The sequence below is a fragment of the Micromonospora sp. A202 genome (genome assembly GCF_006715105.1).
Classification (GTDB): domain Bacteria; phylum Actinomycetota; class Actinomycetes; order Mycobacteriales; family Micromonosporaceae; genus Micromonospora; species Micromonospora zamorensis.
In genome coordinates this window covers 3,028,950-3,041,693 of sequence record NZ_VFMP01000001.1, presented here as the reverse complement: position 1 = coordinate 3,041,693, position 12,744 = coordinate 3,028,950, and the positions used below count along the sequence as shown (strand labels likewise).

Sequence of the window (12,744 nt, the reverse complement as noted above, 5' to 3'; positions counted from 1 at the left end):
GCCAGCCTGGTTGAGTGCGGCATCCGTACTCAACCAGGCCGGCTTTGAACTCAGTGGGCGGGCTCGCCGAACCAGCGGGAGAGGTGTTGGTCCAGGCTCTGCTGATCGTCACCAACCCAGGCGACGTGCCCGTCGGGGCGCAGCAGGACACAGGGGACGTCCAGCTCCGCGGTGGGATCCGTCAGGTGATCGACCCGGTCTGACCAGCCGCCGACGGTCAGGCGTTCGGTGCGGTCCAGCAGCAGGCCCCGGCCGCGATGCAACAGACCGTAGAGGTTGCCCTGTTTCAGGGCGACGTCGGGCAGGCGGCGGCCGAGCAGGTCAGGGCCCGCGCCGAAGTCGTACCGGATGCCTATCGCGGTGATCTTCTCGATCAGGTGGCGGTTCACCTCGTCGAAGTCCATCAGCTCGGTGAGCAGCCTGCGTACGGCCTGCGGGCCTGGTTCGGGGGACAGCAACTCCATCTGGGCTCGGGTGTTGTCCAGCACGTCCGCGGCGACCGGATGACGCTCGGCCTGGTACGTGTCCAGCAGAGCCTCCGGTGCCCAGCCCCGGATGTGCGCGGCCAGTTTCCAGCCGAGGTTGAAGGCGTCCTGAACGCCCAGGTTGAGGCCCTGTCCCCCGATGGGCGGATGGATGTGGGCGGCATCGCCGGCCAGGAGGACGCGGCCGACCCGGTATCGATCGGCCAGCCGGGTGGCGTCCCCGAAGCGGGACAACCAGCGCGGGGAGCGCACACCGAAATCGGTTCCGGCGATTGTGCGCAACTGTTGTTGGAAATCCTCGAGGGTGGGCGCCACCGCACGGTCGCTGACTCCCGCGGCGGGGACCACGACGCTGTAGAACCCGTTGCCTGCGGGTCGGAGCCACAAGGGGTGATGGTTTCCGCGGATCGCGTTCACCGTGGCGGCGATCTCCTCCTGCGGCGCGCCCACCTGCATCTCGCCCATCAGCGTCTCGGTCCGGGCAGGCTCCCCGGAAAAGCCGACGCCGAGCAGTTTGCGCACCGCGCTGCGCCCGCCGTCACAGCCGACGAGATAGCGCGAGCGCAGTTGCTCCCCGTCGGTCAGCTCGACGGTCACACAGTGGTCGTCCTGCTCGATGCCGACGACCGCGCGACCACGCCGAACCTGCGCGCCCAGTTCGATCGCATGCTCTTCGAGCAGACCGACGATGACTGGCTGCGGGATACCCAGCAGATAGGCGTACGCGGAATCCAGGTCTTTCGGTGCGGGTTTGGCGATTGCCGCGAAGAAGCCGGCGGCCGGCCGCTGCCTGCCGTGCGGGAGGATGCGATCCAGCAGGCCGCGCATGGCGAGCAGTTCGAGGCTGCGGACATGCAGACCGACGATACGGACGTACGAGGCGGGCTCGGTTTCCTTCTCCACCACGAGGACCCGTACGCCGTGCAGCAGCAGTTCGGCGGCCAGCATCGCACCGGTCGGCCCACACCCGGCAATGATCACGTCGAAGATGAGGGGCGTGCGATCCGCACTGGTGGACGGCGACTCGACCCCGTTTTGAGACGCGGGCTCGCCGGTGAATTGTTGAGGGCGCATGGGTGTTGCCTTTCGGGAGGGCCTTGTTGGCGGGGCGCTCCCGGCGACACCTACGTCAATCGCCCGGTCGTGACGGGAAGGGGGAGCACCCACATCGCTGCATCGTTCATGGGTCTCACCTCCTCGGGCGGGTCACGTCACCTGCAAGCTACAAGCCCGACCATCGTCCCGCCAGCTCTTTTCAGTCATGGTCACGGGCCTACGCCTTCTCGTCCGCGCGGCGAGCGCGGCGCTCGCCCTGTCGCCGTCAGCGGTCCTGCGGGCGGGTCAGCGATCGGTGGAGCCACTCGGTCATCAGCGCGCGTTCGGCGTCGGTGAGCCCTGGGAGGTCGGGCAGCACCGCCGCGAATGTCACCGCGACAGCGTTCGTGGCCGTGTCGGGTGTCGCCGGAGTTGTCGCCAGGATGCTGGTGAGCACAGCGTCGAGCATGGCCTCGCTCAGACCGGGATCGCGCTGCTCCGGGGGCACTCCCAGCAGAGTGAGGATGGTTCCGTTGCCCGCAGAGTGGATCATCAATAGTGCGCGCTGCTCGTCGACCCGCAGAAGGCCGGCTGCGGCGAGTCGCCGAACGCGGCGACGCAGCACGTCGAGGCCCGCGACCGTCGCCGGCGAGGGTGCGCCGCTCCCCCGCGTCGCGATCAGCGCGTACAGCTCGGGGTTCGCCAGGCCGAAATCCACGTGCGTACGCCATCCGGCGCGCAGGTCCGCGACCGGGTCACCCGCCGCGACGTCCGCCGCGACCGACTTGCCGCTGACGTAGGTGGCCATGACATGTTCGGCGACGGCGTCGATGAGGCCGTCCTTGTCGCCGAACAGGCGGTAGATGGTCGGAGCCTGCACCCCTGCGGCCTGGGCGACGGCGCGCGTCGTCACCGCGTTCGCGCCCTTCGCGCGCAGCAGTTGGGTGGCTGCCGCGACGATGCTGGAGCGGACGTCGTCGCGAGATGCCGTGTCCTGCGTCGTCACCATGAACCGATGCTAACAGCGCCTTGTTATCTGCGGAATATCGGTGCTAACGTCGGAGGCGAATCACCGATAACAAGGAGCGTTCATCATGCTGGTCGTCACCGGTGCCACTGGTCAGCTCGGGTCCCAGATCGTCGACCTGCTCCTCGACCGGCTGCCACCCGAGGCCGTGGGCGTGAGCGTGCGCGACGTCGACAAGGCCGCGGGCCTCGCCGAGCGCGGTGTCCGGGTGCGTGCCGGGGACTTCACCGACCCAGCCACGCTGGAGCACGCCTTCGAGGGTGCCGAGAAGGTCCTCGTCGTGTCCACCGCCATCCGCGGCAGCGGCGCGATCGTCGCGAACTGCGCCGCCATCGACGCCGCCCGGGCCGCGGGAGCCAAACGGATCCTCTACACCAGCCACCAGGCCGCCTCCAGGGACTCGCTGTTCGCCCCCCAGCCCACGCACGCCGCGACCGAGGAGCACCTGGCCGGACTGGGGGTTCCCTTCACCGCACTGCGCAACGGGTTCTACGTGAGCACGCTCAGCTACTCCATCGGTGCGGCGCTGGAGACCGGGCAACTCGTGGCGCCGGCGGACGGGCCGGTGTCCTGGACCGCGCATTCCGACCTGGCCGAGGCCGCAGCCATCGCAATGGCCGAGGAGGGCCTGCTCGATGGCATCACGCCCGCGCTGACCGCGGCGGAGGCGCTCGACCTCGAAGCGGTGGCCGGGCTCCTCACCGGGATCACGGGCCGCACCATCGCCCGGGTGGTCGTCGGCGACGACGAGTGGAAGGCCGATGCCGTCGCGCATGGCATGCCCGCGGCAGCCGCCGACTTCACCCTCGGCCTGTACCGCGCAGCGCGACGGGGAGAGTTCGCTGTCACCGACCCGACGCTGGAAACCATCATCGGTCGTCGACCGGCGTCCGTCCGTTCGGTGCTCGAGGCCATCGTCTCCCAACGGTGATGCGTGCTGGCGAGCACCGGGCCTGCGAGCCGCTGAGTTGACCCTCGACCGGGTCGAGGCCCGACGATCGGCGACATGGACAACCAGCCGACACCCGACCCGACCATGACCCGCATCGGTGCGGCGGTGCAGCTCGGCCGATCAGGGCAGAAGGCTCTCGCCCGGGACGCCCTCACCGCACTGTGGGACGAGATCGGCCCCACCGGCGACGCCTTCCACCGCTGCACCCTCGCCCATTACCTCGCCGATCTGCAGGACACCACCGACGCGGAGCTGGTGTGGGACGAGCGCGCCCTGGCCGCCGTGTCCGACCTGACCGACGAGCGCGCCCAGCGTTACCTGTCCTCGCTCCAGGTCCAGGCGTTCCTGCCGTCGCTGTACCTGAACCTGGCCGACTGCCACCGGCGCCTGGGCAACCCCGCCCAGGCCCGGGAGCACCTGGCCCGAGCCGGCGAACACCTGACGCACCTGTCCGACGACCCGTACGGCGAGGCCATCCGCGCCGCCATCCGCGAGTTCGCCGCGGACGACCCGACCGACGCGCGGCCGTGACGCTCGACGGTTATCTGTAGGTTGTCTTCTTGACGGGCGGCTGAGGTGTAGCTAAGTTTCAGCCACCCGGACTGAGAGGCGTCTATGCAGACCCGACTCGTTACCGCGACCGCCTGGGCGGCCACACTGGTGGCCACCCTCGCTTCCCTCCCTGCCCAGGCCGCCACGCCGGCGCGCCCGCCGAATGCCGAGCACGGCTGGGTGACGTCCACGCTGCGACACATGAGCCTGGAGCAGAAGGTCGGCCAACTCTTCGCCACCTACGTCTACGGCGGTGACGCCGTGGACCCCAGCGCCACAGACCGGGCCGCGAACCTCGCCGCCTTCGGGGTGGAGACCCCGGGCGAGGTGATCGAGCGGTACGACCTGGGCGGCGTCTGCTACTTCTCCTGGTCACACAACCTGGACAGTCCCCGGCAGATCGCGACCCTCTCCAACGGCCTCCAGCGGGCCGCCCGCGGCGACGGGGCGAAGGGCAGGGTGCCGCTGCTCATCTCCACCGACCAGGAGCAGGGCGCGGTGGTGCGAATGCCCTCCCCCGCCGCCCAGTTCCCCGGGTCGATGGCCCTGGGCGCGGGGCGGTCGGCCCAGGCCGCCCGGACGGCGGCGGAGGTCACCGGACGCGAGCTGCGCGCCGTCGGCATCCGACAGCCGTACGCGCCGATCGCCGACGTCAACGTCAACCCGGGCAACCCGGTGATCGGGGTGCGGTCCTTCGGCGCCGACCCCACCCTCGTGGCCGACCTCACCGCCGCCCAGGTCACCGGTTTCCAGGACCGGGCCGGGGTGACCGCCGCGGCGAAGCACTTCCCCGGTCACGGCGACACAGCCACCGACAGCCACACCGGTCTCCCGGTGATCAACCACAGCCGCGCCGAGTGGGATCGGATCGACGCGCCGCCGTTCAGGCGGGCGATCCGCGCCGGTGTCGACACGATCATGACCGCGCACATCGTGGTCCCGGCGCTCGACCCGTCCGGCGACCCCGCGACCTTGTCGCCCACGATCCTCACCGGCGTGCTGCGTGGCGAGCTCGGTTTCCGGGGCGTCATCGTCACCGACGCGCTCAACATGGCTGGCGTACGGGCGAAGTACGGTGACGAGCGGGTGCCCGTCCTGGCGCTCAAGGCCGGCGCCGACCAGCTCCTGATGCCGCCGAACCTCGCGCTGGCGCGGGACGCGGTGCTGCGGGCCGTCGCCACCGGCGAGCTCACCGAGCGTCGGATCGACGAGTCGGTCCGACGCATCCTCGGCGTGAAGTATCGCCAGGGACTGGCCCGCTCCCCGCTGGTCGACGTGGAGAAGGCCGTGCGGACCGTCGGCGCTCCGGAGCACCTCGCCGCCGTCACCCGGGTCACCGACCCCACGCTCACCGCCGTCCGCAACGACGCCGGAGTGCTGCCCCTGCCCCACGCCGACCGGTCGGTCCTGATCACCGGCTGGGACAGCGCTGCCTTCGCCCCGGTCGCGACGGTCGCCGCCGGATTCACCGCGCGTGGTGCCCGTGCCACCGCCCGACCGGCGACCCTGCCTTCCGACGCGACGATCGCCGCCACGGCGAGCCAGGCCGCCGAGCACGACCTCACCGTCGTGCTCGTGAACAAGGCGTGGGACACCGCCGTCACCGACCCGCGAGCCACCCAGCAGCGCCTGGTCGCTGCGCTGCTCGGCACCGGGAAACCCGTTGTCGTCGTGGCCGTCCGCGACCCGTACGACATCGCTTACCTGCCGGGTGTCACCACCTACCTGGCGACGTACTCGTACACCCGCGCGGCGATGGACGCCCTCGTCCGCGCGCTGCACGGCGAGTTGTCCCCGAGCGGACGGCTGCCCGTCACGATCCCCACGGCCGAGGGGACGGGCTCCGTGCTCTACCCCTACGGCCACGGCCTGAGCTGGTAGGAGGCAAGCATGCAGCGGAGGAATCTCCTCATCGGCGCGGTCGGCGCGGGCGCGCTGGGGGCGGGGACGCTCGGCGCAGGACCGGCGTCGGCCGGCTCCCGTGCCCGTCGGGTTCGCACCGGCCTCGACGAGCTGGTGTCGTCCGGGTTCGCCGAACTCACCGGTCAGCGTGTGGGCGTCGTGTCCAACCCGACCGGTGTCGACGCGTCCTACCGGCACCTCGTCGACCTGATGCACGGCTCCGGTCGGGTGCGACTGGTCGCGGCGTTCGGCCCCGAGCACGGCTTCCGCGGCTCCGCCCAGGCCGGTGGCAGCGAGGGAACCGGCGTCGACGCACGCACCGGCATACCGGTGTACGACGCGTACGGCGCCTCGCAGGCCCGGTGGGAGGCCATGTTCACCGAGGCCGGGGTGGACACGGTGGTCTTCGACATCCAGGACGTCGGAGTCCGCTTCTACACCTACATCTGGACGATGTACACCTCGATGGTCGCCGCGGCCCGGGTCGGCAAACGCTACGTCGTGCTGGACCGGCCCAACCCGATCGGCGGGCGGGCCTACGGGCCGTTGATGACCAGCCCGTACACCTCGGGAGTGGGCCTGAAGGAAATCATCCAGCAGCACGGGATGACCGTCGGGGAGCTGGCCCGGTTCTTCAACGCCACGTTCCTGCCGGCCGAGGCGGGACGACCGGTCGACCTGCACGTGGTCCGCTGCCGGCACTGGAAGCGCGACGCCCTCGCCGCCGACACCGGCGTGCCCTGGGTGATGCCCAGCCCGAACATGCCCACCCCGGACACCGCGCTGGTCTACCCGGGCACCGGGCTGTTCGAGGGTGTCGCCTCGATCACCGAGGGGCGCGGCACGACTCGTCCGTTCGAACTGATCGGCGGGCTGGCGACGGACTTCGACCACCACTGGGGTGACCGGCTCAACGCCCGGAACCTGCCCGGGGTCGAGTTCCGCGAGGCGTACTTCTCGCCGACCTCGGCCGGGCAGAAGCCAGACCTGCTCAACAAGCTCTGCGCCGGCGTCGAGGTCAAGGTCGTCGACCCGGCGGTGTACGACCCGATCCGCGCGGGCGTGGCCATGCTCGTGGAGGCCCACAAGTACCCGGCGTTCGCCTGGCGACGCGACTCGTGGGACACCGTGCGCCCGTACTGGATCGACAAGCTCACCGGATCGCCGCGGCTGCGGACCCAGATCGACGCCGGAGCTGACGTGGACGACGTCGTCGGCGCCTGGGCCGAGGAGTTGGCCACCTTCAACCGGCAACGCCGGCCCTACCTGCTCTACTGAGGAGCGCGGTCATGACCAGGTCGACTCGTCGTCCGCTCCGCTCACTCGCGCTCGGTCTGGCTCTGGTGACCCTGGGCACGGCGCTGCCCGCCACCGGGGCAGCCGCCGCGACACCGTCGTCCGGTCCGCCGACCGTCACCCCCGCCGACATCCAGTTCCGCCACGACACGTTGCGGCGTGGCAGCGCCCGCCAGGTCGGACTGCTCCCCGACCAGGTGGATCGCATGCCCGCCGACCTGGCGGCGTACCTGCGCCCGACCCCGGACCACCCCGGCTACCCGGCGTACGCCGGCGCGGTGATCCTGGCCGCCAAGGACGGCGTGATCGTCCAGCACGCCGCCGTGGGCAGCGCGGTGAAATACTCCGCGGTGGGACCACCGCCCGACCTGGTCGGTGTGGAACTCCCCGCCGACCAGCAGATTCCGACCCGCCGCGACACCATCTTCGACCTGGCGTCGGTGTCGAAACTGTTCACCACGATCGTCGCCATGCAGCAGGTGGAGCGGGGACGGGTGGAGCTGGACACGCCGGTCGCCCGGTACGTGCCGGAGTTCGCCGCCGGCGGCAAGGCGACGGTGACCGTGCGGATGCTGCTCACCCACACATCGGGTCTGCCCGCGTTCACACCACTGTGGAGCAGGTACCCGACACCGGCCGAGCGGTTCGCCGCCGCGCTCGCCACGCCGCTGGCCACCGGGGCGACGCCCGGTGGCCAGTACGTCTACTCCGACCTGGGGCTGATCGCGCTGGGAGTCCTGCTGGAGCGGGTGACTGGTCGGCCGCTGGCCGACCTCGTCCGCGACGGCGTGACCGGGCCGCTGGGCATGACCGACACCGGCTACAACCCCGGTCCGCAGCGGCGGTCGCGGATCGCCGCGACCGAATACCAGCCGTACGCGGGACGGGGCATGGTGTGGGGTGAGGTGCACGACGAGAACGCGTGGTCGCTCGGCGGGGTGGCCGGGCACGCCGGGGTCTTCTCCACGGCCGCGGACCTGGCCGTGCTCTGCCAGTCGCTGCTCAACGGCGGCGAATACCTGGGCCGGCGGATCCTGCGCTCGGAAACGGTGCGCGAGATGCTGGTCAACTACAACGCGCCGCTGGAGTCGGCCTACCCGGAGAGCGACCGCGGGCTCGGTTTCGAGCTGAACAAGCACTGGTACATGATGGGGCTCTCCTCGCCGGTGGCCTTCGGGCACACCGGCTTCACCGGAACGTCGATCGTCATCGACCCGCTCTCCCACTCGTTCGTCGTCATGCTCAGCAACCGGGTGCACCCGGACCGGGGCTGGGGCAGCAACAACGTCGCCCGACGGGCCGTCGCGCGTGACCTCGCGGAGGCGTTGCCGGTGCGGCCGCGCTCGGCCAGCGCCTGGCGGGCCGACCCACGCGACTCGGCGACGAGCACGCTCACGGCGCCGCTGCGTCGGCCCGGCCGTGGCGGGACGGCGAGCTTCCTGCTCTGGTACGACACGGAGCCCCGCTTTGACAACGCGCGATTCGAGGTCTCCACCGACGGTGGCCTGACCTGGGTGCCGGCGACGATGCAGCTCCGCGATGCCGCCCGTCGGTGGAGCGCCGACGGCACGGTCACCGGCTACGGGGGCCGCGTGTGGTGGCAGGTCACGGTGGCGCTGCCCGATCAGGCCACCCACCTGCGCTGGAGCAGCAGCACCGACGGCTCCGGGCAGGGGCGTGGCGTCTACGTCGACCGGGTCGTGGCAGCGGACCGGCACGGCGTCCTCTTCTCGGGCGAGGGTCCCGACGCCCCCCGGTTCGTCGCCGACGGGTGGTCACCGGCGCGGAGCTGACGTTGCACTGTCGCAGCGTCCCTGCGAGGTCGTCGGGGCGGGTCACCGATCCTGGCGATAGACGCCTGTGCGGTATTCCTGCGGCGAACGTCCGTAGTGGGCACGGAAGAGGCGGCTGAAGTGGGCCTTGTCCGGGAAACCCCAACGGGCGGCGATGGCCTGGATCGGCTGCCGCAGCAGCGGGTTGCCGAGATCACGCCGGCACTGCTCCAGGCGCTTGGCGCGGATGAGCTCGGCAACCGTCGTCGCCTCCGCCTCGAACAGGCGGTGCAGCGACCGCGGCGAGATGTGGTGGGCGGCGGCGACGCTGCGAGGGCTGAGCTCGTCACTGTCGAGGTGGCGGTCGATGAAATCGACGACCCGGGCCCGCAGTGCGGTCTGCCGCGCCTCCGGTGACAAGGTGTCCTCGACGTCGAGGTACTGAGCGAGCGCGGCAGTGAGCAGGTCCACCGCCACCCCGCCCAGGATCTCTGCCTGAGCCGGCTCGAACTGCTCCGGGTGCGCCGCGATGCTCCGCAGGTGGTGGGCCAACAGCCCGCCGACGCCGAGGTGCGACGGCATCGGCGTGGCCAACAGGCGGCGGAGACGGTCCGGCGCCAGGGGCAGCGCCGCGTGCGGTATCTGCACGGTGATCGCGGTGGCGAGACCGGGGCCGTCCGCGCGATGCCGGGCGACGTGCGGTCGCGCGGTGTCCAAGAGCGTGAAATGGTTCGCGGCTTCCAGCGTGGACTCGGTGCGGTCCTGGATCAGGGTGCTGTGACCCGTCAGTGGTAGCGCGAGTTGATACAAGTCCCCCTCGGTTCGGCGGACCAGTTTCGTGGGCCGGATCGAGTCCAACGACGGGTAGCCCAGCGAGGTCATCCGAATGCGGCCGAGATCGATGGCCTGCGCGTACGCGACGAAGTTGTCCAGGTGACCGCTGCTGATGTGCGCGGGCGCCGTCTCCTGGGCGACCAGGGCATACCAGAAGGCGAACCTGTCCGCCGGAGGCACCACGGTCGTGTCCACCACCAGGTTGGGCAACATTCCGTTCACCTCCCCCACATGCGAAGATGGATTCTTGCATGCCTCGACGCCCTTTACCCATGACCGGATTCCCACGCCCGGTGCTGCCCGGTGGGTTGGCGAATGTCGGCGGTGACCGGCGCTGACCTGCGGGAGGCAGCCGACGAGATGACCCGGGTGCTGCTGCCACACCGGGAACGCGACTGGTCGGTGCCGGCCGGCTCGCTGAGCTGGAGCTGCTGGACCACCGCGGCGCACGTCGCGCACGACCTTCTCGCGTACGCGGGCCAGGTCACCGGCCACCCGGATGACGGCTACCTGCCGTACGACCTGCGGGTCTCCCCCGCCGCGAGCCCGACGCAGGTGCTCACCGTGGTGCGGGCCTGCGCCGGTCTGCTCGCCGCCGCCGTCGACGCCGCCCCGCCGGGCGCGCGGGCCTGGCACTTCGGTCCGTGCGATCCGGCCGGTTTCGCCGCCATGGGCGTGGCCGAGACCGTGCTGCACACCCACGACGTCACCCTCGGTCTCGGTGTGCGGTGGCAGCCGCCGCAGCGGCTGAGCGCGCTGGTGCTGCGGCGACTCTTCCCGGACGCCCCGGCCGGGGCGGCACCCGAGGTGCTGCTCTGGATGACCGGCCGCGGCGAGCTGCCCGGCCGGGCCCGGCGTACGTCCTGGGTCTGGCGCGCCGCAGTCGACTGACTCGCACCAGCGTCGAGGGGTGGGTGGTCGCCTGTCGGGGCGACCACTAGCCGGCGTCGAGTGTGTGGCGGTGGCCGTCGAGTGGGAAGGGCGGCCGGGCCGGCAGGATCTCCTGGAGCACGAAGCCGCACTTCTGCGCCACCCGGCAGGACGCGACGTTGTCCACCTGGTGCAGCAGGTCGAGACGCGTCACCTCGGGGAACCGGTCGAACGCCCAGCGGCTCAGCGCGGTGACCGCGCGAGGGGCGACGCCGCGGCCGCGTGCCCACGACGCCGTCCAGTAGCCGACCTCCGGAGCCGGGCGCTGCGGCGTGACCCCCTTGAGCACCACGTTGCCCACCAGCCGAACGCCGTCGGCCTGCTCTTCGAGGACGGCGAAGGTGTACCGCCGGCCGCCGGCCCAGTCCCGCTGTGCGCCGTCCAGCCACCGCCGGGCCTCGGCGGCGGTGGTCACCGGAGCTCTGGTCCAGCGGCGCAGGATCGGATCCTGGTACGCCCGCACCAGCTCATTCAGGTCGTCGGCGCACCAGGGACGCAGCGCGACTCCCGGCGTCGAGGGCATGTCGGGTGACCGCGATTCGATCAGCATCGGCACAGTCTGCCGTGGTCGTGGCCGGGGGTCAGCCCCGTCGGCGCCACCGCCGCCACCAGCTGCGGCGGGGCCGGCGCGACGGTGTCGGAACGGTCGCCGGTTCGGTGGCGGTCGAGGTGACCTTGGGGCGGGCCCGTTCGGCGCGCCAGCGGCGGACCACGTCCTCGGTGTTCACCGGGCGCACCGCGACCCGGGGGCCGTCGTCGGGGAAGCGCAGCCACGCCACGATCTGCGCGTTCAACTGCCCCACGAAGTCGCGGACAGACTGCTCGGTGGGCAGGTCACGAACCTCGTCAGGGACCTGCTCGATGCGTCGGCGCAGTTGCAGCGACGTGGGCAGGAGCAGGTCACTGGGGAGCGCCTCGCGCTCCAGGAAGCTCTTGATCCACCACGCCTCGTCGTACGGCGCCCCCCGACCGGGGATCGGCTTGCCCATGCCGGGCAGGTCGTCGAACTCGCCGCGCTGAACGGCATCCTGGATCTTCGCCTCCACTGACGCTTCCCACGCCTCGGTCACCGTGCGGCACCTCCCTGGCCACCGTAACGCGCCGCCTCCGGCCGGCGACACGCACTTGCCAGGGGTCAGCGCGCCCGCCACGGTGAGCATTCCCGCCGACGGTGCTGGCGTTGCGCCGAACGCGGGTGGATCACCCCGGATCGCAGGCCACGGCCTGCCAGGTGGCCCTGGGTTGGGATGTTCATCCCGATTACGGTCGGTGTGGGGACTACCGAACGGGGGAAGCGTCGTGGTGAGTACGGGTGCACTGCTGGGCATCACGCTGGTGGCGTTGGGGCTGGTGCTCACGCCCGGCCCGAACATGGTCTACCTGGTGTCCCGCTCGGTGGCGCAGGGCCGCCGGGCCGGGCTGATCTCGCTGCTCGGGGTGGCCGCCGGGTTCGGCGTCTACCTGGTCGCGGCGGTCGCCGGCCTGGCCGCGGTCTTCGTCCTGGTGCCGACGCTGTACGCGGTGGTGAAGCTGGCCGGGGCCGGCTATCTGCTGTGGCTGGCCTGGCGGACGGTGCGCCCGGGCGGCCACTCGCCGTTCGCGCCCACCCCGCTGCCGCCGGACCCGCCTCGGAAGCTGTTCACCATGGGCCTGATCACCAATCTGCTGAACCCGAAGATCGCCATCCTCTACGTGTCGCTGCTACCGCAGTTCATCGACCCGGCGCGGGGGCACCTGGCCATGCAGAGTCTGCTGCTGGGCCTGACCCAGATCGCCGTCGCGTTGAGCGTGAACGCGCTGATCGTGCTCAGCGCCGGGGCGCTGGCCGGCTTCTTCGCGCGCCGGCCGGTGTGGCTGCGGGTGCAGCGGTGGGTGACCGGGACGGCCCTCGCCGCGTTGGCCGTCCGGATCGCCACGGACCGCTCCCGCGCGGCGGTCGCCACACCCTGACACCCGACG

General features: G+C 71.4%; 12 protein-coding genes. 7 read left to right on the top strand and 5 right to left on the bottom strand.

From position 1 onward, the window contains the following. Positions 1-50: 50 nt before the first annotated feature. Entirely contained in the window at positions 51-1,475 is a 1,425-nt protein-coding gene (rox, locus tag FBZ33_RS14135; protein WP_221629543.1) for a rifampin monooxygenase, read from the bottom strand. 331 nt (positions 1,476-1,806) lie between these two features. Beyond that, complete coding sequence (locus FBZ33_RS14130) at positions 1,807-2,529, bottom strand: TetR/AcrR family transcriptional regulator (RefSeq protein ID WP_141909390.1); 723 nt, start codon at positions 2,527-2,529, stop codon at positions 1,807-1,809. Positions 2,530-2,614: 85 nt separating this feature from the next. On the opposite strand from FBZ33_RS14130, the gene FBZ33_RS14125 reads away from it, so the two are divergent. The 5 genes from FBZ33_RS14125 (at position 2,615) to FBZ33_RS14105 (ending at position 9,042) form a co-directional block, all read left to right on the top strand. After that, positions 2,615-3,478, top strand: a complete 864-nt coding sequence (locus FBZ33_RS14125) for an NAD(P)H-binding protein (RefSeq protein WP_141909388.1) — start codon at positions 2,615-2,617, stop codon at positions 3,476-3,478. A gap of 75 nt (positions 3,479-3,553) precedes the next feature. Further along, the gene (locus tag FBZ33_RS14120; RefSeq protein WP_141909387.1) at positions 3,554-4,030 is read left to right on the top strand and encodes a hypothetical protein; all 477 of its coding nucleotides are present in this window, start codon (positions 3,554-3,556) and stop codon (positions 4,028-4,030) included. Positions 4,031-4,114: 84 nt separating this feature from the next. Beyond that, positions 4,115-5,932, top strand: coding sequence for a glycoside hydrolase family 3 protein (locus FBZ33_RS14115; protein ID WP_141909386.1), 1,818 nt, complete (start codon positions 4,115-4,117; stop codon positions 5,930-5,932). A 9-nt stretch (positions 5,933-5,941) separates the two neighbouring features. After that, on the top strand, positions 5,942-7,231 hold the full coding sequence (locus FBZ33_RS14110) for an exo-beta-N-acetylmuramidase NamZ domain-containing protein (protein ID WP_141909385.1): 1,290 nt from the start codon (positions 5,942-5,944) through the stop codon (positions 7,229-7,231). An 11-nt stretch (positions 7,232-7,242) separates the two neighbouring features. After that, positions 7,243-9,042, top strand: a complete 1,800-nt coding sequence (locus FBZ33_RS14105; RefSeq protein WP_141909384.1) for a serine hydrolase — start codon at positions 7,243-7,245, stop codon at positions 9,040-9,042. A 42-nt stretch (positions 9,043-9,084) separates the two neighbouring features. Here the strand turns inward: FBZ33_RS14105 and FBZ33_RS14100 are convergent, their stop codons facing one another. Then, a complete protein-coding gene (locus FBZ33_RS14100; protein ID WP_141909383.1) occupies positions 9,085-10,143 on the bottom strand; it encodes a helix-turn-helix domain-containing protein in 1,059 nt (352 codons plus the stop codon). Between the two features lie 27 nt (positions 10,144-10,170). Here FBZ33_RS14100 and FBZ33_RS14095 point away from each other — a divergent pair, with 27 nt between their 5' ends. After that, the gene (locus FBZ33_RS14095) at positions 10,171-10,746 is read left to right on the top strand and encodes a maleylpyruvate isomerase N-terminal domain-containing protein (RefSeq protein ID WP_185755301.1); all 576 of its coding nucleotides are present in this window, start codon (positions 10,171-10,173) and stop codon (positions 10,744-10,746) included. Between the two features lie 46 nt (positions 10,747-10,792). Here the strand turns inward: FBZ33_RS14095 and FBZ33_RS14090 are convergent, their stop codons facing one another. Together FBZ33_RS14090 and FBZ33_RS14085 are read right to left on the bottom strand one after the other, a co-directional pair. Continuing rightward, positions 10,793-11,335 (bottom strand): GNAT family N-acetyltransferase, encoded by a 543-nt coding sequence (locus FBZ33_RS14090; protein ID WP_141909382.1) that lies wholly within the window; start codon positions 11,333-11,335, stop codon positions 10,793-10,795. 31 nt (positions 11,336-11,366) lie between these two features. Beyond that, positions 11,367-11,855: a DUF1992 domain-containing protein gene (locus FBZ33_RS14085; protein WP_141909381.1), complete on the bottom strand. Its 489-nt coding sequence runs from the start codon at positions 11,853-11,855 to the stop codon at positions 11,367-11,369. A 229-nt stretch (positions 11,856-12,084) separates the two neighbouring features. On the opposite strand from FBZ33_RS14085, the gene FBZ33_RS14080 reads away from it, so the two are divergent. Continuing rightward, on the top strand, positions 12,085-12,735 hold the full coding sequence (locus tag FBZ33_RS14080; protein WP_141909380.1) for a LysE family translocator: 651 nt from the start codon (positions 12,085-12,087) through the stop codon (positions 12,733-12,735). Positions 12,736-12,744 lie beyond the last annotated feature (9 nt).